This is a genomic window from Phytoactinopolyspora halotolerans, from assembly GCF_010550675.1.
Lineage (GTDB): Bacteria > Actinomycetota > Actinomycetes > Jiangellales > Jiangellaceae > Phytoactinopolyspora > Phytoactinopolyspora halotolerans.
Window position 1 is genome coordinate 1 of sequence record NZ_JAAGOA010000017.1, and the last position, 24,293, is coordinate 24,293.

Below are 24,293 nucleotides of genomic sequence, written 5' to 3' on the forward strand. Positions count from 1 at the left end.
CATCCAGATCGATACGACGAATGTGTTGTTCATTGTGGGTGGGGCGTTTGCTGGGTTGGATGAGATCATTCAGCAGCGGGTCGGTTCGCGTGGGTTGGGGTTCGCGGCGGATATCGGTGCTAAGTCCGAGCGTGATGCGGCGGATGTGTTTTCTCAGGTGATGCCTGAGGATTTGTTGAAGTATGGGTTGATTCCGGAGTTCATCGGTCGGTTGCCGGTGTTGACGACGGTGAGTCCGTTGGATCGGGATGCGTTGATCCGGATCATCTCCGAGCCTCGCAACGCCCTGGTCAAGCAGTACAAGAAGACGTTCGAGATCGCCGACAACGTCGAGCTGGAATTCACCCCCGAGGCGATCGAGGCGGTTGCGGACCAGGCGCTGATGCGCGGTACCGGGGCTAGAGGTACCCGCGCCGTCATGGAAGAAGTGCTGCTGGACGTCATGTATGAGGTGCCGAGCCGGGAGGACATCGGCCGCGTCGTCATCGACAGGGACACCGTCCTGCAGAACGTGTTGCCGACCTTGGTGCCGCGGGACGCGCCCCATCGGGGCCGCCGTGAACGCCGGGAGAAGTCGGCCTAGCGTCAGCGGTTGGTTGAGGCCGACGAGCCACAGCCGATCGTCTTGGCCCCAGGGACAAGTCGGAAGACTCGCGGCGCTGTCTATTCTTGCCCCAGCCGGACCGGATCCGGGCCGGGATGGGAGCGCGGATGACACAGACGGTGGTGTTACGGGGCGGCACCGTGTTCGACGGGCTTGGTTCGCCCGGCTCGGTCGGCGATGTCCTGGTTGCGGACGGCCGGATCGGTGCTGTCGGCGACCTCGGGGACGTGGCCGGCGCCCGCGAGATCGACTGCGCCGGTCTGTTCGTCGCCCCGGGGTTCATCGATGCGCATTCGCACAGCGACGTCGTTCCGTTCATGCCCGATCCGCAGCCGTTCAAGCTGCTGCAGGGCGTCACGGCCGAGATCGCGGGTAACTGCGGGTTCAGCTTCGCTCCGGTGACGTCAGATTCGGCCCAGCTCGTCGAGTCGATGTATGAAGGGCTCGCCTGCGGAACCGACGTCGTATCGGCGTCATTCGCGCAGTTCCTCACCCGGGTGGAGGGACGCGGACTCACCAATCACATGGCGTTTCTGGTGGGCCACCACACGCTGCGCCTGGCCGCCAACGGTGCCGACGACGAGCTGCGCCCTGGCGCCCTCACTCAGATGTGCCGCCAGGCCGCCGAGGCGTTCGACGCCGGCGCCGTCGGCTTCTCCACCGGGTTGATCTACCCGCCGGGCTGCTTCGCGCAATACTCCGAGCTCGCGGCGATCGCCCAGGTCGCCGGCGCCTACGGCCGGGTGTACGCGACGCACATGCGGGACGAAGGCGAGTACGTCGAGGACGCCATCGACGAGGCCGTGGCCGTCGCCCGCGCGGGCGGGCTACGGTTGCAGATCTCCCACTGCAAGGCAGCCGGGAAGGCGGCGCACGGCAAGGCCGGCGCACTGCTCGCCCGCATCGAACGGGCGCGACTCGACGGCGTGGACGTCGTGGGTGACCAGTACCCGTACCTGGCCGGCGGCACGGTGATGCTGGCGCTGCTGCCCAACCGCGCCACGGTGGGCGGCTCAGCTGCGATGGTCGAGCGGCTGACCGACCCGGGACTGCGCGCGGACCTGCGGGAGCAGGCGGCGCACGGGCGGCCGGGAGACGGGATGTGGGCGAGCACCGAACCGTCGAAGATCATCATCACCGAACACAAGGATCCCGGAGTCGTCGGGCGGACGATCGCCGACGTGGCCGACGGGAGCGACCCCTTCGATACCTTATGTACGCTGCTCACCGGCGACCCAGCCGCCATGATCGTCCTGGAGATGATGGCCGAGGAGGACGTCCGGCGGATCATGTCCAGCCCTCTGGTGGGGATCGGTTCGGACAACGGCCCGCCGCTCGGGCTGCAACATCCTCGTACGTATGGCTGCTTCCCCCGTTTCCTCGGCACCTACGTCCGTGAGGAACAGCTGCTCACCTGGGAAGAGGCGTTGCGCAAGGCGACATCCCTGACGGCTCGCCAGTTCGGCCTCGCCGGACGCGGCGTCGTCGTGCCCGGTGCACACGCCGATGTCACCGTCTTCGACCCGGACCGGATCGGCCACGCGGGCACGTACGTGCGGCCCGACGTGCCGGTCGAGGGTGTGCACACGGTGATGCTCGGCGGCGAGGTGGTGGTCGACGACGGGAAGTTCACCGGAGCGCGGGCAGGGCAGGTACTGAGGGGCTGACGAGGAATGCCAGAACGCGGGACACGGACGGTGTTCGTCGGTGGCGAGGTGTTCGACGGATCACGCGCGGCACCGGTGGCGGCAGACGTCGTCATCGAAGGCGGCCGCATCGTGGCCGTCGGCGCCGGCCTGGACGGTGACGTGGCGGTGGACGCGACCGGCCGTGCCATCCTGCCCGGGCTGATGGACTGTCACGTCCATGTGATGGTCGACAGCGTGGACCTGATGGCACACCTGCAGCGCCCGTTCTCGTACGCGTTCTACCTGGCGATCGGCCACTTGGCCGCGATGCTTGACTGCGGGATCACCACGGTGCGCGACGCCGGAGGAGCCGACCTCGGAGTCAAGCAGGCGGTGGAGGACGGATTGATCGAGGGGCCCAGGATGAAGACCGCGATCTCCATCCTGGGGCAGACCGGCGGCCATACCGACGGCTGGCAGCCCAGCGGGATCGACGCGTCGCTCTTCCCGCCGCATCCGGGGCGCCCGGATCCGATCGTGGACGGCCCGGACGAGATGCGGCGTAAGGTACGCGAACTCGTGCGTGCCGGCGCGGACGTGATCAAGATCTGCACCTCGGGTGGGGTGGTGTCCCCTCGGGACGATCCTCGTCATGCGCATTTCGGCGCGGATGAGCTGGGTGTCTGCGTGGCCGAGGCGTCGGCGGCGGGCATCTCGGTGATGGCCCATGCCCAAGGAGCCGCCGGCATCAAGAACGCCATCCGCGCCGGCATCCGGTCGATCGAGCACGGCATCTACCTCGACGACGAGGCCATCGACATGATGCTCGATGCCGGCACGTTTCTGGTGCCGACGTTGTCCGCCCCGCAAGCGGTGATCGATGCGGCAGCGGCGGGGGCAGCTCTGCCCGACGTCGTCGTGGCGAAGGCGCACGAGGTCGTCACGGTGCATCGGGAGTCGTTCGCCAAGGCCGTCGCCGCGGGTGTGCGGATCGCGATGGGCACCGACAGTGGCGTGGGACGGCACGGAGACAATCTGACGGAGCTCGCGCTGATGACGGGTGCCGGCATGAAACCGGACGAGGTGCTGGTGGCGGCGACACGTACCGCCGCCGAGCTGCTCGGCGTCGATCGCGAGCTGGGCACCATCGAGCCGGGAAAGCGCGCCGACCTGGTGCTGGTGGACGGTGATCCTTTCGACGTGGCAGCCCTCAAGTCGAACATCTCCGCGGTGTACAAGGACGGTCGCCGAGTGCGCTGAACCGCGCCGCCCTCCCGTCATCATCAACCGTGAGCCACACGATGATGCGCCGAGCCGACGTGCTGAACCAGCGGCGCCGCCCCGCCCCGGCTCCAGGTGGAACCGGGATCACCTCACCGACGGCGAGATGACCGTTAGGTAGATGCGACAAATTCTCTGGGGCCAACTCGTTCATCCGGCCAAAGACTGCGAACGTGATCCAGGCCACGCTTACCAGAACGCCGGCCCTCGAAGGAGTTGTCATGCGCATCAGACCAAAGCACGCGGCCGCCGGATCCGCCCTTACGGCACTGACGCTGCTCGTCGCGGCCTGCGGTGCGGACAGCGCCACCGGCGGCGACGACGGCGGCGGTGGTGGTGACGGAAGCACGGGCGCTGGTGCGGAACTCGCCGTGGACGGGACGTTCACGACCTCCGTCACGGCAGACCCCGGAAACCTGCATCCGCATCTGACGGTCCTGTCGGCGACCCGCACCGTCGATGCGTACATGTACGACAAGCTCGTGTACTTCAGCCAGGCCGGCGAGGAACTCCCGTGGCTGGCCGAATCTTGGGACGTCCAGCCCGACTCGGTCACCTACACCCTGTCCGAGGGTGTGACGTGCTCCGACGGGTCACCGTTGACGGCCGGCGACGTCGCCGCCAACTTCGAGTTCGTCACCGACGAGGCCAACGAATCACCGGTCCGTGGCGCTCTGGTTCCAGCGGAGATCGATGTCTCGTTCGACGACGACGCCCGGACGGTGACGCTCGCCGTCGACGAGCCCGACCCGTTCCTGCTGCACAGTACCGGCGAACTCTTCATCGCCTGCCGGGCCGGGCTGGACGACCCCTCGTTGCTCGAACGGGAGGGCATCGGCACCGGCATGTACGAGCTGACCGAAGCCGTGGCCGACGACCACTACACCTTCGAACGCCGCGACGACTACACCTGGGGCCCGGGCGGCGTCGCGGCCTCCGAACCCGGGACCGCCAAGACGATCACGCTGCGGGTGATCGCGAACGAGTCGACCGCCGTCAACCTCTTCCTCTCCGGTGAGCTCGATGCCGTCGAGGCGGTCGGCCCCGACCGGCAGCGGCTGGAGGGTCAGTACGAGCAGGTCTCCATGCGTGGCGTGGTGGGGGAGCTCTTCTTCAATCAGGCCGACGGGCGGCCCGGGCAGGACCCCGAGGTGCGGGCGGCACTCGCCCAAGCTCTGGACTTCACTGAGCTGATGTCGGTGATCACGGGCGGCTACGGCGAGATGTCCCGGATGGCCGCTGCCATACAGCCGGCGGCGTGTGACTACGACGCCGTCGCCGGCCACCTGCCCGCAGCGGATCCGGAGGCGGCTGCCGCAGCGCTCGACGCGGCCGGGTGGGCAACGGGATCAGGCGGAACGCGGACGAAGGACGGCTCCGAACTCTCGGTGCAGCTGATCTACAACAGCACCCGCGGCGACAGCACGGCCGCGGCCGCGGAGCTGATCGCTCAGAAATGGAACGAGATCGGGGTCGCCACCACCGCGCGGGGTATGCCACCGACCGAATACAACGAGGTCGTGTTCGGTACCGGTGAATGGGACGCCGCGCTGCTCCCGATCAACCTGCGGCTCCCCAGCCAGCTGGTGCCGTTCGTGTCCGGACCCACGCCGGCCGACGGCGGAGTCAACCTGGCGCATCTGCAGAACGAGGACTATACGGCCGCGGTCGGCGAGGCGATGGCCATTCCCGGTGCCGAGAGCTGCGAGAAATGGCAAGAGGCCGAGGAAGCACTACTCGAGGCGCGCGATGTGGTGCTCTTCGCCGACGAGGTCATCCCGACCTTCCTGAACGGTCTCACGGTCGAGCGCGGCGGTGACGGACTGGTAGCCCCGACCATCAGGCTGCAGGCGCAATGACGACAGCATCCGCGCCACTCACCACGGCGAGGGGCGAGGCCGCCCTCGGCCGCGTCAGCTGGGTGCGGAACCCGTGGGTCGTCTTTCTCGCCAGGAGGCTGGGACGGCTGCTCGTGTCGGTGGCGTTCCTGGTCACGCTCGCGTTTCTGATGATCCACCTGATTCCCGGCGATCCGGTGCGCGCGGCTCTCGGGATCAGTGCGCCCCCGGAGCTGGTCGCGGCCAGGCAGGAGAGCCTCGGTCTCAACGACCCGATCGTCGTGCAGTACGTGAACTACGTGAAGGCCTTGTTCAGCGGTGATCTCGGGGTCTCGATGACCTCGGGCGTCGCTGTTTCGGAGACGATCGGGCAGCGCCTGCCGGCGTCGGCCGGCCTCGCGGCCGGCGCGTTCACCGTCGTCATGATCGTCTCGATCCCGCTCGGCCTGTGCATGGCGGTGCTCACCCGGGGCGGCCGGCGGCGTGGAACCGAGCTCGGATTCACCTCCACCAGCGCCGTGGTCGCCGCCATCCCGGAATTCCTGCTTGCCGTCGGGCTGGTCTTCGTCTTCGGCGTGACGCTCGGTTGGCTTCCGGTCGCCGGGCGGGATGGCCTGTCGTCCTACATCCTGCCGGTGCTCGCGCTCTCGCTCGGCCCGGCGCTGCTGATGGCGCGCATCGTGCGGGTCGAGGCGCTGAGCGTCCTGGAGCAGGACTTCGTCCGCACGGCGCGCGCCAAACGGCTGCCGCACTGGCGGGTGTACCTGCGGCACGTGTTTCCCAACGCCCTCACCTCGACGTTGACCATCGGCGGGCTATTGCTCAGCGCGATGATCGTGGGAACGGTGCTGGTGGAGAACGTCTTCGCCTGGCCCGGAATGGGCATGACCATCGTCCAGTCGATCCTGTCCAAGGACTACCCCCTGGTCCAGGGCATCGTTCTGGTCTACGGGGTGGCGGTACTGCTGGTGAACCTGCTGGTCGATCTCATGCTTGCCGTCGTCGACCCGCGCTCCACCATCCGGGAGGCGTGAGATGCGACTGGAACACTGGCGCAGCGCAATGCGCAGCCCGGTGGGCGCGGTAGCCGCCACATTGTTGGCGGCGTTCGCCGTGCTGGCCGTCATCGCGCCCATGATCTGGGGCGATGCGGCCGAGGAAACCGAGCCGGCCGCCCTGTCGCAGGGGTCCAGCTCGGAACACCTGCTCGGTACCGACGCGCTGGGCCGGGATATCGCACTGCGGGTCCTGGTGGCCACCCGGTTCTCGCTCGGCCTCGCCCTGATGGCCACGTCGATCTCGGTGGTGATCGGCATCATCCTGGGGGTGCTGCCCGCGGTGCTCGGGCGGCGGACCGGCCGGTTGGTGGTGGCCGTGGTCAACCTGGCGGTCGCCTTCCCGGCGCTGCTGCTGGCGCTGGTCTTCGCGGTGGTATTCGGCATCGGCTCACACGGTGCGGTCCTCGCGATCGGAGCCGCCGGCGCCCCGTCGTTCGCCCGGCTCGTGCAGACCAATGTCGCGTCCGTGGCGGGCCGGGACTACGTCTCTGCCGCACGCGTGGCCGGTGTGAGCCGGCTGCGGCTGGTGGTCCGGCACCTGTTGCCGAACATCGGTGAGCCGCTGGTGGTCAACGCCACGGTGATGGCCGGTACCGCGCTGCTCGCCTTCGCGGGCCTGTCCTTCCTCGGCCTCGGTGTGCAGCCACCGTCGTACGACTGGGGCCGGTTGCTCGGGGAAGGGCTGGACCGGATCTATCTCAATCCCGCGGCGGCACTGGCGCCGGGGGTGGCCGTCGTCCTGGCCGGTCTGGCGTTCACCCTGATGGGAGAGGCGATCGCGCAGGTGGTAGGGATCCGGACGGGCATGTTCCGGACGCTGGATGCTGCGCCTGTTCCCGTCGCCCGCGCCGAGTCGGCGGGTGACGACGACGCGGTGCTGGTGGCCGAGGACCTTCGCGTCGCCTTCCCCGCCGCCGGCGACGGCTGGACCCGTCCGGTGGACGGAGTGAGCCTGACCGTTCGGCGCGGAGAGACGGTGGGCATCGTCGGCGAGTCGGGGTCCGGGAAGAGCCTGACCGCCCTGGCTCTGGCCAGGCTGACGCCGGAGAACGCGGCGGTGTCGGCCACCCGGCTGGAGTTCGCCGGCGAGCCGTTGCTCGGCCGCTCCGACGCCGAGGTCGGCCGGCTTCTCGGCACCTCGCTGGCGATGGTCTTCCAGGACCCCATGACCTCGTTCAACCCGTCGATGCGGGTGGGCGCGCAGCTTGCCGAGGTCACTCGTACCCATGAGGGGCACAGCCGCGAGGAGGCACTGGAGCGTGCGGTCGACCGGCTGCGGAAGGTGCACATCCCGGTACCTGAGCGGCGTGCGCGACAGTACCCGCACGAGTTCTCCGGTGGAATGCGCCAGCGGGCCATGATCGGTATGGGGTTGATGAGCACTCCCTCGCTGATCATCGCCGACGAACCGACCACCGCGCTGGACGTGACGGTGCAGCGGCAGGTGCTGCGTCTGCTCCGCGACGTCCAGCGCGACTCGGGCGCGGCAGTGGTGCTGATCTCGCACGACATCGCTGTGGTGTCGCAGATGTGTCAGCGCATCGTCGTCATGTACGCCGGACGGATCGTGGAGGAGCTGCCGGTGGACCAGCTGGCGTCGGCGGCCCATCCGTACACCCGTACGCTGTTCGGGTCGGTACCGGACATGACCACGGACCGGGAGCGGCCGCTGGCCACCATCCCCGGGCGGCCGCCGGATCCGGGTGCGCGGCCCGGTGGCTGCGCCTTCGCGCCGAGATGCACATTCGCCGACGAGCGATGCGCCGAGGCGCCGGAACTCGCCGTGGTGGGTGCCCGTCAGCGGGCGGCGTGCTGGCATCCACGGCAGGAACCGGTGCCTGTGACGGCCGCGGCGGAGACGGGAGACCGGATATGAGGGAGTTGGTGTTTCGGGACGTCACCGTCCGGTTCGGCTCCGGTCATGGCGCCATCAACGCCGTCGACGGCGTGGACCTCGCCGTCCCGGCGGGTACCGTCGTCGGGCTGGTGGGCGAATCCGGGTCGGGGAAGTCGACTCTGGCCAAGGCCGCGGTCGGTCTGGTTCCCACGGCCGGCGGTGAGATCCTCCTGGACGACGTCGTGATGAGGCGTGCCCGGGACCGCCGTCGGCTGCAGATGGTCTTCCAGGACCCCTACTCGTCGCTGGACCCGAGGATGACGGTCGGCGACTCGATCGCCGAGGCCCTGCCGGGCCGCCGGGGCCGGGCGGCGCGCCGCTCCGAGGTAGCCCGACTGCTGGAGCTGGTGGACCTGGACCCGGCACGAGCCACCGAACTGCCGTCCGGTCTGTCCGGCGGGCAGCGCCAGCGGGTGGCGCTGGCCCGCGCCCTGGCAGCCGACCCGGAGGTGATCCTCGCCGACGAGGTCACCTCGGCGCTGGACGTGTCCGTCCAGGGCGCGGTGCTGAACCTGATCCGCGACCTGCAACGACGTCTAGGCCTGAGCATCCTGTTCATCTCGCACAATCTCGCCGTGGTGCGGTACGTGAGTGACCTGATCGCCGTGATGTATCTGGGGCGGATCGTGGAGGTCGGCCCGGCCGCTGACGTGCTGAGCGCTCCGCAGCATCCGTACACCAGGACGCTGCTGGATGCCGCGCCGCGGCTGGGCGCCTCGCTCGATGACGCCGTCCCGGCCGACAACGAGATCCTCGACGAGGAACCGCCGTCCCCGCATGACCCGCCGCCGGGGTGCCGGTTCCATCGCCGTTGCCCGATCGGCCCGCTGGTCGTCACCGACCGCACGATCTGCGCTGAGCAGGATCCGCACATCGACGCGGTCTCCCGGCCGCACCGCGCCGCGTGTCACTTCGCCGGAGGCGAACATGTGAATGGTGCCGGAGGCGAACATGTGGATGGTGCCGGAGGCGAACATGTGGATGGTGCCGGAGGCGAACATGTGGATGGTGCCGGAGGCGGACGTGTGAATGGTGCCGGAGGCGGACGTGTGGGCGGTGCCGGAAGCGAAGACGCGAGCAGTGCCGGAAACCAGGTTCGGGAGGTGCCGACTCGATGACCCGTCGACTGACTGCGGACGACCTGTTCCGGCTGGAGGTCCCGGCGCAGCCGGCGATCTCGCCGGATGGATCCACCGTGGTCTATGTGCTCACCTCGGCCGACCGCGAGGCTGACGAGAACCGCTCGGCGCTGTGGGCGGTGCCTTCCACGGGTGACGCCCCGCCGCGGCGGCTGACGCGCGGCCCGGCTGACTCGTCGCCCGCGTGGTCTCCGGACGGTACGCACGTCGCGTTCCTGCGCGCGGACGACGGGCCGGCCCAGCTGTGGGTGCTGCCCGTCCACGGCGGTGAGGCCGAACGCCTGACGTCGCTCCCGGCAGGAGCCGGCGCTCCGGTGTGGAGTCCCGACGGGACTCGGATAGCCTTCGCCGCGGCCGTCGATACGTACGCCCTGGCCGGTGAGGACGACGCGGCACGGCAGCGCCGGTCCACCGCGCCGATCGTCATCGACCGGCTCGGTTACCAGGCCGACGGAGCGGGCCTGCTGCGCGGCCTGCGCACGCACGTGTTCGTCGTCGACGTCGACGTCGACACAGGCGTCGGCACCGGCGACGGAAACAGCAACGGCAGCGGCGATGGAACCGGCGCCGTACGGCAGGTCACCTCCGGAGACTGGCACGCGAGCTCCCCGGCGTGGTCGCCGGACGGAGGGCGGCTGGCGTTCTCCGCCGCGATGGCGCCGGACGCCGACCTCACCGCCGAGGCGGCCGTCTACGTCGCAGATCTGGGCGACGACGCCACCGAGCCGGTCTGGCGCGTCGTGGGGGACCCGCACGGCCTCGCCGGCCCGGTAACCTGGTTTCCGGGCGGCGACGCTGTGCTCGTGGTCGGCCGTCGCGAGGTCGGCATCGGGCATGATCGGCTGCTGCGGGTACCGCTCGACGGCGGTGAGACCGTCGACCTCACCGCGGGCTTCGACCGCAACGTGATGCCCGGCGGCCCCGGCTACCCGGGCGGGCTGCCGCAGTTCACCGCCGACGGCTCTCGTATCGTCTTCTGTGCCCGGAATCGTGGCTGCACTCATGCGTATGCCGTCGACGCCGACGGAGGCGAGCCGCGCCTCGTCGTCGGCGGAGGCGACCGTGTGGTGTCGGGACTCACGGTGGCGGGCGCCGCCGGCGGGTCCGCCGCCGTGGTGGTCGCGTCGCCGGATTCGTACGGTGAGGTCGCGGCGGTCGATCTGGACACCGGTGAGGAGACGATCGCGACCGATCACGCCGTCGCCGACGTCGAGCTGTTCGTGCCCGAAGAGCGGGTCTTCACCGTTTCCGACGGCACCGACGTCCACGGCTGGTTGATCCGCGATCCGGACGCGCCGACGCCCGCTCCGCTCCTGGTCGACGTGCACGGCGGCCCGCACAACGCGTGGAGCCCGGTGCCGGACCGCGGCCATGTGTATCACCAGCTGCTGGCCGCCCGCGGCTGGACCGTTCTGCTCCTCAATCCGCGCGGCAGCGACGGCTATGGCGAGGACTTCTTCACCGCCGCCGTCGGCGCCTGGGGGCTGGCCGACGAGCGCGACTTCCTGGACCCCGTCGATGAACTGGTGGCCGACGGCGCCGCCGACCCGGCGCGGCTGGCCCTCTGCGGCTACAGCTACGGCGGGTACATGACCTGCTGGCTGACCGGGCGTACCGGCCGGTTCGCCGCGGCCGTCGCGGGCGGAGTGGTATCCGATCTGGCCAGCATGGCGGGCACGTCGGACATGGGGCACCTGCTGGTGAAGCTGGAGACGGCGTTGCCGTTCGAGGACCCGGAGCGGTGTGCCGCCCAGTCGCCGTTCGTCAACGTCGCGAAGGTGACGACACCCACCCTGATCCTGCACGGCCTGGCCGACGACCGCTGCCCACGCGGCCAGGCCGAGCAGTGGTACGGCGCGCTGCGGGCTCGTGGCGTACCGTCCCAGCTCGTCCTCTATCCCGGAGCGTCGCACCTGTTCATCCTCGACGGCAGGCCGTCACACCGGCTGGACTACGCACGCCGCATCGTCGACTGGATCACCCGGCACACCACCGAGACCACGACACAGACCACCACGAAGGAGAGGCCCATGACCAGCACCGCACTCGACCAGGAACACTGGGAACGGCGCCTCGCCGAGCTGGCGAAGAAGTACAACGTGCCCGGTGCCGCGCTGGGCATCGGCCGCGGCGAGGAAACGCTCGAGGCAGCGTACGGCGTCACCAACGTGGACACCGGCGTGGAGGTCACCACCGACACGCTCTTCCAAATCGGTTCGATCACCAAGGTGTGGACGGCGACGGTCGTCATGGCGCTGGCGGATGCGGGCAAGCTGGACATCGACGAACCGGTGGTGACGTATCTGCCGGAGTTCGCGCTCGCCGACGACGACGTGACCCGACGGGTTACCATGCGCCACCTGCTGACCCATACCAGCGGCATCGACGGCGACTTCTTCTTCGACTCCGGACGTGGCGACGAGTGCCTGGAGCGCTACGTCGAGGCGCTGGCCGGTCTGCGGCTGAACCATCCGCTCGGGGCGACCTGGTCCTACTGCAACGCCGGCTTCACGACGGCGGGACGGGTGATCGAGAAACTCACCGGCCAGGTGTGGGACGCGGCGATGAAGGAGCTGCTGTTCACGCCGCTGGGCCTCGGCCACACGGTGACGTTGCCGGATGATGCGCTGCTGTACCGGACGGCGGTGGGCCACGTCCACGAGGGCGACGAGGAGCCGCGCCGGGCCCCGGTGTGGGTGTTGCCCCGGTCCGCGGGGCCGGCCGGGTTGATCGCGTCGACCGTCGGCGACGTGCTCACCTTCGCCCGGATGCACCTGTCCGGTGGGGCGGCGGCGGACGGCACGCGGGTGCTCTCGGACGAGTCCACCGCGGCGATGCAGGCCGACGAAGTGCGGCTGCCCGACCCGTACACCCTCGCCGACTCGTGGGGTTTGGGCTGGTTCCGGCTGGACTGGAACGGCACCCGGCTGGTCGGCCATGACGGCAACACCATCGGCCAGTCGGCGTTCCTGCGGATCTTGCCCGAGCAGAACATGGCCGTCACCTTGCTGGCCAACGGGGGTGCCACCCGAGACCTGTACGAGACACTCATTCGCGAGGTGTTCCGGGAGGTCGCCGGGGTGGAGATGGCGACGCCGCTGGTCCCGCCGGACGAACGGGTGGACGCTGACATCACGCCGCATGTGGGCACGTACGAACGCACCAGCGTGCGCATGGACGTCTGGCAGGGCGACGAAGGGCCGCGGCTGCGGCTGACCGACACGCATGATCTGGCCGGCCTGGAACGCGAGGTGAAGGAGCTCGATCTGGTGCCGGTACGGGAGAACCTGTATCTGGTACGGTTCCCCGGCGCGGAGACCTGGATGCCGGTCACCTTCTACGCGCTGGACGACGGCACGCCGTACATGCACCTCGGCGCTCGGGCCACCCCCAAGTCCGCATGAGCGGCGAGACGCCGAGCGAGTGGAGTGGACGGCGGAGCGAGGAACGAGCGGAGGCGTCCGTGGAGCGAGCGAGAAGTCGAGCGCGACTAGAAAACATGAGCGGCGAGACGCCGAGCGAGCGGAGCCGTCCGTGGAGCGAGCGAGAAGTCGAGCGCGGCCAGAGATGATGAGCACAGACCGACCGGACCTCGAGGCGATGGTGGCCGACCTCGGCTCCCTGGTCGGGTGCGAGTCGCCGTCGTCGGACCTGACGGCGGTGGCTCGCGGCGCCGACGTCGTCGCGGAGCTAGGTTGCCGGCTGACCGGTGCCGCGCCAGAGCGGCTGATTCTGGACGGCTGCACTCACCTGCGGTGGAGCTTCGGCGAGGGTGACCGGGTACTGCTGCTCGGCCACCAGGACACGGTGTGGCCGATCGGTTCGTTGGCGGACCATCCTTGGCGGGTCCAGGACGGCGTGGCCTACGGGCCGGGCTGCTTCGACATGAAGGCCGGCCTGGTGCAGTTGTTCCACGCACTGGCGTCGCTGTCGTCGCTCGACGGTGTCACCGTCCTGATCACCGGCGATGAGGAACTCGGTGCGCCGACGTCGCGCCGGCTGATCGAGGAGGAGTCGCGCCGGGTGGCTGCGGCCCTCGTCCTCGAAGGCAGCGCGGACGGCGGCGCGCTGAAGACGTCGCGGAACGGCATCGCCCAGTACGAGCTGCGGGTACACGGCCGCGCGGCGCACGCCGGACTGGAGCCGTGGAACGGGGTCAACGCCTCGGTCGAGCTGGCGCACCAGATTCTCGCGCTCACCGCCCTCGACGGCGGATCCGCGGGCGGCGCCACGGTCACGCCGACCGTCGTCGCCGGCGGCACCACCATGAACACCGTGCCGGCCGAGGCCTCGGTCCGGGTCGACGTGCGTGTGCCCACCGGGGCGGAAGCGCGCCGGGTCGACACCGCGATCCACGCGCTGGCGCCGCGACTGCCGGGGGCGCGGCTGGAGGTCATGTCCGGTCCCAGCCACCCGCCCCTGGAGGCTGCGGCGTCAGCCGAGCTGTACCGGCTGGCCGAGGAGCTGGCCGCCGCGCATGGGATGCCGCCGCTGGGAGGGGCGCACGTCGGCGGTGCCTCGGACGGCAACATCGCCGCCGGGGTGGGAACGCCGACACTGGACGGCCTGGGCGCTGTCGGCGGGGGAGCGCATGCCCCCGGCGAGCACGTGCGGGTGGCGGAGATGCCGCTGCGCGCAGCGCTCCTGGCGGACCTGGTCGTGAGGCTACAGAAGGAACGGAGCGTGCAGCGATGAGCGACGGATCGAGGCCGGCCACCGTCGACGCGGTACGGCTGGAGCCGGGAGCCGGGATCTCCACGTCCGTCGTGGCTCAGGCCGCCGAGTCGGCGCACCGGGCGGCGGAACGGTCGGGGGTAGAGGTACGGGTCCTGCACGAACTTGTCGAGCTGACCAGCGTCGTCGATCTGTTCGACCGGATCTGGCGGCCGGACGGCAACAGTCCGCTGGTCAACATCGAGCAGTTACGGGCGTTGAGCCACGCCGGGAACTATCTGGCCGGTGCGTTCGACGACGGCCGGCTGGTGGGAGCGTGTGTCGGCTTCTTCGCTGCGCCGCCGGGCGTCGGCCTGCATTCGCATATCGCCGGGGTGGCCGGAGAGGCGCAGGGCCGCAGCGTGGGCTTCGCGCTCAAGCTGCACCAGCGGGCGTGGGCCCTGGAACGGGGCCTTGCCGAGATCACCTGGACCTTCGATCCGTTGATCCGGCGTAACGCGTACTTCAACCTGGTCAAGCTCGGCGCCCGCCCACGGGAGTACCTCGTCGACTTCTACGGCCAGATCGATGACGCCATCAACGCCGGTCAAGGCACCGATCGGCTGCTCGTGGCATGGGACCTCACCGCTGACGTCGTCGTGCGGACGTGTTCCGGCGACCGGTCCGAGCTGGATCAGGCGCGCCTGCAGGCGGACGGCGCCGTCATCGGCCTGTCCGAGGACGGCACGGGCGGGCCGGCGACGGCACCCGCGGCGGTCCGGCGCGACGCGGCCACCGTCCTGGTCCGCACACCACCGGACGTGGAGGCGCTCCGGCGCTCGGATCCGGAGACCGCGCGCCGATGGCGGTTCGCCCTCCGGGACGTCCTCGGCGAGCTGCTCGACGACGACGCGCAGGTGACCGGGTTCTCCAGAGCGGGCTGGTACGCGGTGCACAGACCGAGACACGCCAGGAGGCCGTCGTGAAACTCACCGGGTTCGAACTGATCCGGGTCGCCATGCCGCTGGTGGCGCCGTTCCGGACGTCGTTCGGCGTCGAGCATGAACGAGACGTGCTGATGGTGCGGGCGGTGACGCCGGACGCCCATGGCTGGGGTGAATGCGTCGCGATGAGCGAGCCGCTGTACTCGTCCGAGTACGTGGACGGCGCCGCCGACGTGATCCGCCGGTTCCTGGCGCCGCGGCTGCTGGCGGCCGGAGAGCTCCACCCGCACCAGGTGTGCGACCTGCTGGAGCCGATGAAGGGGCACCGGATGGCGAAAGCGGCGTTGGAGACCGCCGTTCTGGACGCGTGGCTGCGGGAGCGGGGCGAGTCCTTCGGCGCCCACCTCGGGGCGGTGCGCGACCGGGTGCCGGCCGGGGTGTCCGTCGGGATCATGGACACCATTCCGCGGTTGCTGGATGCCGTCGACGGCTACCTGGCGCAGGGGTATCTGCGGATCAAGCTGAAGATCGAGCCCGGCTGGGACGTCGAACCGGTGCGGGCGGTCCGGGAGCGGTTCGGGGATGAGCTGCTGCTTCAGGTGGATGCGAACGCCGCCTACACGCTGGCGGACGCCGCCACCCTGGCTCGCCTGGACGCCTTCGACCTGCTGCTGATCGAGCAGCCGTTGGCCGAGGACGACCTGCGACAGCACGCCGAGCTGGCCCGGCTGGTCCGCACCCCGATCTGCCTGGACGAGTCGATCGTGTCGGCCAAGGTGGCCGCGGACGCGATCGCCCTGCGGGCTACCCGGGTGATCAACATCAAGCCGGGCCGCGTCGGCGGATACCTGGAGGCGCGCCGGATCCATGACCTGTGCCAGGCGCACGGGATCCCGGTCTGGTGCGGCGGGATGCTGGAGACCGGGATCGGGCGGGCGGCGAACGTGGCGCTGGCCGCACTGCCCGGGTTCAGCCTGCCGGGTGACACGTCGGCGTCGGACCGGTACTACGCACAGGACATCACCGAGCCGTTCGTGCTCGGCCCGGACGGGCACGTCGAGGTGCCGTCCGGCCCCGGGATCGGTATCGAGCCGGTGGCCGACGTGCTGCGTGCCCGGACCACGAGTTCGCAATGGCTGGGAGCCGGCGACCTGGGTTCGTAAGATGCTGCAGATGGTGCACCGGCCGCGCGCAACGCTCAGCCGCGTCATGGACGATCTCGGGTCGACGCTGCTGGAGGTCGTCGCGGGCCGGGTCGATCCGGCCACCGGTGTGGGCGGCGTCGTCTTCCACGATCCGCTGGATCCGCCGGACCTCGCGGAACGAGCACTGGTGCTCGGTGTCGGATTGGCGGGAGCCGAGGAGATCGCGTCGGTGATCCGGGAGATCGGCAAGGCCGATGCGGCGGGCCTGGTGGTGCGGGTGCCGGTGGAGACCTCGCGCGCGGTGCGCGATGCCGTGCGCGACACCGGGGTCGTCCTGTTCGGGCTCACCAGGGGAGCGTCCTGGGCACAAGTGGCGACGCTGCTGCGCTCGTTACTCGCGGTGGACGACCTCGGCGGCGGTGACGACGGCGAAACGCTGGCCGGAGCGGCCGCGGGGGATCTGTTCGCCCTGGCCGGGGCTGTCTCCGAGCTGCTGGGTGGTCCGGTGACCATCGAGGACCTCAACTCCCGGGTGCTGGCGTTCTCCGCGGACCAGGGCCGGGCGGACGAGCCGCGCAAGGAGACCGTGCTGGGCCGGCAGGTACCGGAGCGGTACACCCGGGAGCTGGAGCGGCGCGGAGTCTTCCGGGCGCTGTACGGTTCGGACCAGCCGGTCTACGTCACGGGTTTGGCCGGCGTCGACCTTCCCCGGGTCGCGGTCCGGATCCGCGCCGGCGACGAGGTGCTGGGGTCGATCTGGGCCGCGGTCACCGGGCCGTTGTCCCGGGAGCGCGAGCAGGCGTTCATCGACTCGGCGAAGCTTGTGGCGTTGCATATCCTCCGACAGCGGGCCGGTGCCGACGTGGAGCGGCGGCTGCGCGCCGAGTTGGTCGCCACCTTGCTGGAGGGCGGTCCGAGCGCGACGGAGGCCGCCGGCCGGCTCGGGCTTGCGGCGGGTTCGAGTTGTGTGCTCGCGCTCACGGTGCGCGAGCACGGTGATGCGTCGCGCCTGGAAGCCGAACTGCAGCGGATCCGCGGTGCGTTCGCGCTGCATCTGGCCGCCGTGCATCCGCGTTCGGCGGCGGCGCTGGTGGGTGGCGTGGTCTACGGCGTCATCCCGCTGGCCGCGAACGACGCCGCCGCGGACCGGCGGGCCGTCGCCGTGGCGCGCGAGTTTCTGGGCCGGATCCGAGACCACGACGCCGTTGTCATCGGTATCGGCCGGATCGCGCAGGACGCGTCGGAGCTTCCGCGGTCGCGGGCCGATGCGGACCGGGCACTCCGGGTCCTCCGGCACGGCCAGGTGCCCTCGCAGGTGGCGCGATCCGAAGACGTCTGGGCGGCGTCCATCCTGCTGGAGCTGGGCGATCTGTTGGCGGCCGAGCGGCAGGAGCCGTCCGGGCCGGTGGCCCGGCTGGCCGCCTACGACGTCAGGCACCGCGGCGTGCTGGTGGAGACCCTGCGCGCGTGGCTGGACGCGTTCGGCGACGTCCGTCGCGCGGCGGCGGCGCTGCATGTCCATCCGAACACCTTCCGGTACCGGCTGCGCCGGATCGGTGAGGTCGGTGGGATCGACCTGGAGGATCCGGAGGCACGGTTCGCCGCCATGCTGGAGCTGCGGTTGAGCCCTCGAACCCAGCGGTACCGAGAACCGTCGTGGTTTTCGGTATAACCGCTGATGCGGCGGTGCTGTGACCGTAAGATCATCGTGTGGCGGTCGGCACGGAACTGCGCGCCGCGGCGACATGGCGGGAAGCCGCGGCACGGCCGGTCAACGGCGCAAGCGCCGCGTTCTTCCGGATCGCCTTCGGCATCGCGATGCTTGTCAACGTCCTGCTCTACCTGCCCACCCTGGTGCACGAGTACTACGTCGACACGTCGTTCCATTTCTCCTATGCGTGGTTCGACTTCATCAAGCCGCTGCCCGGGTTCGGCATCCACGCCGTGTATGTGGTGCAGGGCTTGCTGGCGATCCTGATCGCGCTCGGGCTGTGGTACCGGCGTGCCGTCGCAGGTTTCTTCGTCCTGCACACGTACGTCGTCCTGATCGACTCGACATACTTTCAGAACCACGAGTACTTGATCTCGCTCGTGTCGTTCCTCATGATCTTCATGCCGCTGGAGCGGAGATGGTCGTTGGACGCCTGGCGCCGGCCGGATCTGGCATCGTCCACGATTCCGGCCTGGGTTGTGTGGCTGATCCGGTTCCAGTTCGGCATCGTGTACTTCTACGGCGGGGTAGCCAAGCTGAATTCCGATTGGCTGCAGGGCGAGCCGCTGCGTATGTGGCTGCATGCGCGCACCGACATCCCGATCATCGGCCCGTTGTTCGAGCATGAACCGATTGTCCTGTTCATGACGTACGGATCGCTGATCTTCGATCTCGCGATCACGTTTCTGCTGCTGCACCGCCGCACCCAGGTGCCGGCCTTCCTGGTGGCCTGTTGCTTCCATCTGCTCAATGTCAGACTGTTCGGCCTGTTCGTGTTCCCCTGGCTGATGATCGCCGCGTCGACGATCTACTTCCGCCCGGACTGGCCTGAGCGAGTGTGGGCGTGGGTCGTCGCCTTGCGGGCGGCGGCGCCGGTGGCACGCGCGCGGGCGCGTGTGCAGCGGGTAGCCGCCGGGCGTGGACGCGTCGGCGATGGAGACTCGACGAGCACACTCCGGGCGGAGGGCGGCCCACAGCCGCGGATCTCCTCGACGCTGGCGACGTTCCTGGCGGTGTGGGCGGCAGTGCAGATCCTGGTGCCGCTCCGGCATGTCTTGATTCCCGGCTCGCCGAACTGGACGGAGGAAGGTCATCGCTTCTCCTGGCATATGAAGCTGCGGGACAAACAGGGAACCGGCGTCTTCTACGTCACGGAGAACGGCGCGACGTGGAGAGTCGAAGCATCCGAGCATCTGAACGCGCTGCAGGAGTTCCGGTTGTACGGTCACCCGGAACGGCTGGTGCGGTTCGCCCATTACCTCTCTGATCAGCATGACGGAGCCGAGGTACGAGCCGTGACGTCGGTCTCGCTGAACGGGCGTGCGCCGGCTCCGATCGTCGACCCGAAGATCGACCTGGCGTCGGCGCAACTCGTCTGGTGGGGGCACGCTGACTGGATCCGCCCGCTCGACACGCCACTCCCGTGATCAACGACGGCGCGACCGGTCATGGTCCGGCCGAGCGTCGGTGATCACCAGTAAGCGGGTGCGAGATCGTAGGCTGGTGAGTGCTGCCTACACCCGCGGGGGTTGAACGATGCGTTTTCTCCATGACCGTGTGCCCGAGCATGACCTGACCTACAGCGATGTCTACCTGGTGCCACGCCGTTCGGACGTGAGCTCGCGGCTCGACGTCGATCTCCGGACCCAGGACGGCAGCGGGACGACGGTACCGGTCATCGCGTCGAACATGACCGCGGTCTCGGGGCGGCGGATGGCGGAGACGCTGGCACGTTGCGGGGGCCTCGCGGTGATCCCGCAGGACATTCCGGTGGACGTGGTGAGCGATGTGATCGCGTGGATGAAGCGGCGGCACGTCGTCTACGACACTCCGCTGCGGATGGACCCGTCCGGCACCGTCGGCGAGGCCCTGAACCTGTTGCCCAAGCGTGCGCACGGCGCCGCGGTGGTGGTGGAGGACGGCCGTGCCGTGGGCGTGGTGGCCGAAGCGGACTGTGACGGCGTCGACCGATTCACTCAGGTCCGCAGCGTCATGTCGACGGACCTGCTGGTGTTGCCGGACGGCATCGGCGCGGAGGAAGCGTTCAACCGGCTGCATGGTGGCGGTCACCGGCTGGCGCCGGTGGTGGACTCGGAAGGCCGCATCGTCGGCGTGCTCACCCGGCAGCGCGCCTTGCGGTCGACGCTGTACGCGCCGGCCGTCGACGCGAACGGGCGGCTCCGGATCGCCGCGGCCATCGGCATCAGCGGTGACGTGGCGGCCAAGGCGAAGGCGCTGCTCGACGCCGGTGTCGACGTTCTGGTCATCGACACCGCACACGGACACCAGGAGCGGATGCTGGACGCGCTGCACGCCGTCCGCCAGCTCGACCCGCAGGTGCCGATCGCGGCCGGTAACGTGACCACCGCGGACGGCGTGACGGACCTGGTCGAAGCCGGTGCGGATATCGTCAAAGTCGGTGTCGGTCCGGGCGCCATGTGCACGACGCGGATGATGACCGGCGTCGGCCGGCCGCAGTTCTCCGCCGTGCTGGAGTGTGCGACCCGGGCGCGCGAGTTGGGTAAGCATGTGTGGGCCGACGGCGGCGTCCGGCATCCCCGGGATGTCGCCCTTGCGCTGGCGGCGGGCGCGTCGAACGTGATGATCGGCTCCTGGTTCGCCGGGACATACGAGTCGCCGGGCGACGCGCTGCGGGACAGCGAGGGGCGTCTGTACAAGGAGAGCTTCGGGATGGCGTCGGCCCGGGCGGTGCAGGCCCGGACCGCGGACGACACCCCCTTTGAGCGGGCTCGTAAAGGTCTGTTCGGCGAAGGCATCTCCCGGGCCCGGATGTACCTGGATGCGGAGCGGCCCAGCGTCGAGGACGTGCTGGACGGGATCGTGGCGGGCGTCCGGAGCGCCTGCACGTATGCCGGCGCGGACAACCTGGAGGCCTTTCACACGCAGGCCGTCGTCGGCGTGCAGACCGCTGCCGGATTCACCGAGGGCATGCCGGTGCCGACCAGCTGGTGACCCCCGCAGGCGCCCTGACCTGAAGCACGCCCCCGGCGGCGCGATCGTTCCGCCGGGGGCGTTCGTGTGTCACAAAACCGCGAGCCGCGGGAATTTTTCGCGCCTTCCGGTGTTGGTGGATACCCGTATGGGGTATAACTGACGCGGAGGTGCCAGATGCCTGAGGAACACTCGCACGTACACCAGCACGGAGCCACAGTGCAGGATGAGCATGGCGCAACAGCTCGACACCCGCGCCACACCGGCGATGCGGACCACGCCGCGCAACACGGAGATCATGGCAGTCACGGTGCGCACGGTGGGCGTGGTGGGCACGACAAGCATGCGGGGCACTCGCCGGCGATGTTCCGGGACCGGTTCTGGCTGAGCCTCCTGCTCGCCATTCCGGTCGTCCTCACCAGTCACATGATCATGGATTGGTTCGGCTACGAGCTCGACTTCACCGGCATCGACTGGGTCGGGCCGGTCCTCGGCACGGTGATCTTCTTCTACGGCGGGTGGCCCTTCGTCGTCGGCGCCATCGCCGAAGCGCGCAGCCGCCAGCCGGGCATGATGCTGCTGATCGGGATGGCGATCACGGTGGCGTTCGTGGCCAGCTGGACCGCCACCCTCGACTGGTTCGACGTCGAAGTCTGGTGGGAACTGTCGCTGCTGATCGTCATCATGCTGCTCGGTCACTGGATGGAGATGCGGGCGATCGGCCAGGCACAGGGTGCGCTGGCGGCGCTCGCGGAGCTACTGCCGGACGAGGCTGATCGGGTCACCGCGGACGGCGACGTCGAGACGGTGAAGATCGCCGAGCTCGCCGTGGGCGACGTCGTCCTGGTCCGCCCGGGGGCGCGCGTCCCGGCCGACGGCACCATCGTCGACGGTACGGCGGAGCTGGACGAGTCGATGATCACCGGGGAATCGAACCCGGTCGCCAAGAGCGAGGGCGACCCGGTGGTGGCGGCCAGCGTCGCCGCCGACGGTTCCATCCGGGTGCGGGTCGACGCGATCGGCGACGACACGGCGCTCGCGGGCATTCAACGGCTGGTGGCCGAGGCACAGGAGTCCAAGTCGCGCAGCCAGGTCCTGGCTGACCGTGCCGCGGCGCTGCTGTTCTACGTCGCCATCGTCGTCGCCGCGATCACGGTCGTCGTCTGGGCGCTCCTCGGTGACCCCGACCATGCCGTGACGCAGTCCGTCACGGTGCTGATCATCGCCTGCCCGCACGCCCTCGGCCTGGCCATCCCGCTGGTGACGTCGATCTCCACGTCGAAGTCGGCGAGGAACGGGATCCTGGTCAAGGACCGGCTCGCACTCGAGCGGATGCGCAACGTCGACGCGGTCCTGTTCGACAAGACCGGCACGCTCACCAAGGGTGAGCACGCCGTCACCGGCGTCGCCGCCGCTGAGGTCGCCGGGGCCGACGGTGCCGGCGCCGCCGACTCGGTGCTGGCCGTGGCCGCCGCCGTGGAGGCCGACAGCGAGCACCCGCTGGCCCGGGCGATCGTCGCCGCTGCCCGCGAGCGCTCACTCGATGTCCCGAGCGCCGCGGGCTTCCGGTCGATGACCGGCCGCGGAGTCCAGGCGGACGTCGACGGCGCGACCGTCGCCGTCGGCGGTCCGGCCATGCTCCGTGAACTGCAGGTCGACGTTCCGGCGGAGCTCGGCGGGACGATCGAGGAGTGGCAGGGACGCGGTGCGGCGGTCCTGCACGTGTTCCGGGACGGTTCGGTGATCGGCGCGCTCGCGCTGGAGGACCAGATACGTCCCGAGTCCCGTGCGGCGGTGGAGGCCCTACATCGACTCGGGGTCAAGGTGGCCATGATCACCGGAGACGCCCGGCAGGTGGCCGATGCCGTGGCCAAGGAGATCGGCATCGACGAGGTCTTCGCCGAAGTGCTGCCCGAGGACAAGGACTCCGCCGTCATCGACCTGCAGCGGCGGGGCCACACGGTCGCGATGGTCGGGGATGGCGTGAACGACGCTCCCGCCCTGGCCCGGGCCGACGTGGGCATTGCGATCGGCGCCGGCACCGACGTGGCGATGGAATCCGCCGGCATCGTGCTCGCCTCGGACGACCCGCGTGCCGTCGTCGCCGTGCGCCGGCTCTCCGCGGCCAGCTACCGCAAGATGCTGCAGAACCTGTGGTGGGCCGCCGGCTACAACCTGGCCGCGATCCCGCTCGCGGCGGGTGTGCTGGCCTGGGCAGGATTCGTGCTGCCGATGGCCGTCGGCGCGGTGTTGATGAGCCTGTCCACCATCGTCGTCGCCGCGAACGCTCAGCTGCTCCGCCGCGTCGACCTGCGGCAACGGGACGAGTCCGTGCCGCAGCCCGCCTGAGCGCCGGCGTTCATGGTCCGCGACGGGGATGCGGCGATACAGCCACGCCGCATCCCCGCGCCCGGCTCCACATGCTGTCCTACGCGGCGTCGGCGGCGATGCCGTCGAGCAATGCGAGCTCGTCGTCGGTCAGCTTGAGGCTGCCGGCGGCGATGTTCTCCTCCAGGTGCGCCGGGTTGCCGGTGCCGGGGATCGCCAGGACGTGTGGGCCGCGGTGCAGGGTCCATGCCAGCCGGACCTGTGTCGGTGTGGCCTCGTGCGCCTCCGCGACCGCGGCGATCTCCGCCTTGCCCACCTCGTCCGCGCTGCCGCCCGGCACCGCGCCGGGCACGCCGGCGCCCATAGCGAAGAACGGCACGAACGCGATGCCATGCCGGCGGGTGAGTTCGACGAGGTGGTCGTCCTGCCGCTCGGTCAGGCCGTAGCGGTTCTGCACGCACACCACATCAGCGACGGTCATCGCCTCGGTGAGCTGTTCTGCACTGATGTTGGAGATGCCGATGTGCCGGATCAGGCCCGCGTCGCGCAGCTCGCTGAGGGCACCGACGTGTTCGGCTACGGAGCCGGATTCCTTGCCCAATCCCGTGCCCCAGCGCAGATTGACCACGTCGATGTGGTCCCGGCCGAGCTGGCGGATGTTCTCCTCCACCTGGCTGCGGAGCTGGTCGGGCCGGGCCATCGGTTCGAACTCGCCCTCGCGGGAACGGGTCGGACCGACCTTCGTGGTGATGACCAGGTCGTCGGGGTAGGGTTGGAGCGCGGTGCTGATCAGCTCATTGGCCGATCGGGTGGGGACGAAGTAGAACGCGGCGGTGTCGATGTGATTCACGCCGAGCTCGATCGCGCGGCGCAGGACGGTGATCGCGTCGTCCCTGCTCCGTGGCTTCTCGTCCCAGGGCATGCCGCCCAGGCGCATGGCGCCGAAGCCCATCCGGTTGACGGTGAGATCGCCGAGCTGCCAGGTGCCGGCGGAGTCCGCGGTCGGGGTGCTCGTGGGTGTGCGGGTCGTGGTGCTCTGTTCGGTGGTCATGTCCTCAGCCTGGCCGGGCACGCACCGGAATGCTCGATGCTGGCAGCTTGTTGCCAAGATCAGC

At 69.8% G+C, this 24,293-nt stretch carries 17 protein-coding genes; 15 read left to right on the forward strand and 2 right to left on the reverse strand.

Going from position 1 to position 24,293, the window contains the following annotated elements; genetic code table 11:
• From G1H10_RS21530 to G1H10_RS21595, 14 genes are all read left to right on the forward strand, one after another.
• On the forward strand, window positions 1–583 hold a 583-nt coding region (locus G1H10_RS21530; protein WP_163741624.1), incomplete at its 5' end, for a ClpB D2-like domain containing protein.
• A gap of 128 nt (window positions 584–711) precedes the next feature.
• Window positions 712–2,271 carry an N-acyl-D-amino-acid deacylase family protein gene (locus G1H10_RS21535; protein WP_163741626.1) on the forward strand — a complete coding sequence of 520 codons (1,560 nt, stop codon included), beginning with the start codon at window positions 712–714 and terminating at the stop codon, window positions 2,269–2,271.
• 6 nt (window positions 2,272–2,277) lie between these two features.
• Window positions 2,278–3,492, forward strand: a complete 1,215-nt coding sequence (locus G1H10_RS21540; RefSeq protein ID WP_163741628.1) for a metal-dependent hydrolase family protein — start codon at window positions 2,278–2,280, stop codon at window positions 3,490–3,492.
• Window positions 3,493–3,734: 242 nt separating this feature from the next.
• Window positions 3,735–5,372, forward strand: coding sequence for an ABC transporter substrate-binding protein (locus G1H10_RS21545; RefSeq protein WP_163741630.1), 1,638 nt, complete (start codon window positions 3,735–3,737; stop codon window positions 5,370–5,372).
• The gene (locus G1H10_RS21550) at window positions 5,369–6,385 is read left to right on the forward strand and encodes an ABC transporter permease (protein WP_163741632.1); all 1,017 of its coding nucleotides are present in this window, start codon (window positions 5,369–5,371) and stop codon (window positions 6,383–6,385) included. Before G1H10_RS21545 ends, G1H10_RS21550 begins: the two co-directional genes overlap by 4 nt.
• Window position 6,386: 1 nt before the next feature.
• Window positions 6,387–8,285: a dipeptide/oligopeptide/nickel ABC transporter permease/ATP-binding protein gene (locus tag G1H10_RS21555; RefSeq protein ID WP_216853526.1), complete on the forward strand. Its 1,899-nt coding sequence runs from the start codon at window positions 6,387–6,389 to the stop codon at window positions 8,283–8,285.
• Window positions 8,282–9,424 (forward strand): ABC transporter ATP-binding protein, encoded by a 1,143-nt coding sequence (locus G1H10_RS21560; protein ID WP_216853527.1) that lies wholly within the window; start codon window positions 8,282–8,284, stop codon window positions 9,422–9,424. The genes G1H10_RS21555 and G1H10_RS21560 overlap by 4 nt, the downstream gene beginning before the upstream one ends.
• The gene (locus G1H10_RS21565) at window positions 9,421–12,849 is read left to right on the forward strand and encodes a serine hydrolase (protein WP_163741634.1); all 3,429 of its coding nucleotides are present in this window, start codon (window positions 9,421–9,423) and stop codon (window positions 12,847–12,849) included. The genes G1H10_RS21560 and G1H10_RS21565 overlap by 4 nt, the downstream gene beginning before the upstream one ends.
• Before the next feature lie 166 nt (window positions 12,850–13,015).
• A complete protein-coding gene (locus tag G1H10_RS21570) occupies window positions 13,016–14,140 on the forward strand; it encodes a M20 family metallopeptidase (RefSeq protein ID WP_216853528.1) in 1,125 nt (374 codons plus the stop codon).
• Window positions 14,137–15,084, forward strand: a complete 948-nt coding sequence (locus tag G1H10_RS21575) for a hypothetical protein (protein ID WP_216853529.1) — start codon at window positions 14,137–14,139, stop codon at window positions 15,082–15,084. Before G1H10_RS21570 ends, G1H10_RS21575 begins: the two co-directional genes overlap by 4 nt.
• Window positions 15,081–16,205: an o-succinylbenzoate synthase gene (gene menC, locus G1H10_RS21580; RefSeq protein ID WP_174264565.1), complete on the forward strand. Its 1,125-nt coding sequence runs from the start codon at window positions 15,081–15,083 to the stop codon at window positions 16,203–16,205. Before G1H10_RS21575 ends, menC begins: the two co-directional genes overlap by 4 nt.
• 10 nt (window positions 16,206–16,215) lie before the next feature.
• Complete coding sequence (locus tag G1H10_RS21585) at window positions 16,216–17,859, forward strand: PucR family transcriptional regulator (RefSeq protein ID WP_163741638.1); 1,644 nt, start codon at window positions 16,216–16,218, stop codon at window positions 17,857–17,859.
• A gap of 38 nt (window positions 17,860–17,897) precedes the next feature.
• Window positions 17,898–19,325 carry an HTTM domain-containing protein gene (locus G1H10_RS21590; protein ID WP_163741640.1) on the forward strand — a complete coding sequence of 476 codons (1,428 nt, stop codon included), beginning with the start codon at window positions 17,898–17,900 and terminating at the stop codon, window positions 19,323–19,325.
• Between the two features lie 109 nt (window positions 19,326–19,434).
• Complete coding sequence (locus G1H10_RS21595) at window positions 19,435–20,871, forward strand: GuaB1 family IMP dehydrogenase-related protein (protein WP_163741642.1); 1,437 nt, start codon at window positions 19,435–19,437, stop codon at window positions 20,869–20,871.
• Window positions 20,872–20,940: 69 nt separating this feature from the next.
• Here the strand turns inward: G1H10_RS21595 and G1H10_RS32495 are convergent, their stop codons facing one another.
• A complete protein-coding gene (locus G1H10_RS32495) occupies window positions 20,941–21,195 on the reverse strand; it encodes a hypothetical protein (RefSeq protein ID WP_216853530.1) in 255 nt (84 codons plus the stop codon).
• Between the two features lie 18 nt (window positions 21,196–21,213).
• Between G1H10_RS32495 and G1H10_RS21600 the strand changes: the two genes are divergently transcribed.
• On the forward strand, window positions 21,214–23,199 hold the full coding sequence (locus G1H10_RS21600) for a heavy metal translocating P-type ATPase (RefSeq protein ID WP_216853531.1): 1,986 nt from the start codon (window positions 21,214–21,216) through the stop codon (window positions 23,197–23,199).
• A gap of 79 nt (window positions 23,200–23,278) precedes the next feature.
• On the opposite strand, the gene G1H10_RS21605 is transcribed toward G1H10_RS21600, so the two are convergent.
• Window positions 23,279–24,229 (reverse strand): oxidoreductase, encoded by a 951-nt coding sequence (locus G1H10_RS21605; RefSeq protein ID WP_163741646.1) that lies wholly within the window; start codon window positions 24,227–24,229, stop codon window positions 23,279–23,281.
• Between the last annotated feature and the right edge of the window lie 64 nt (window positions 24,230–24,293).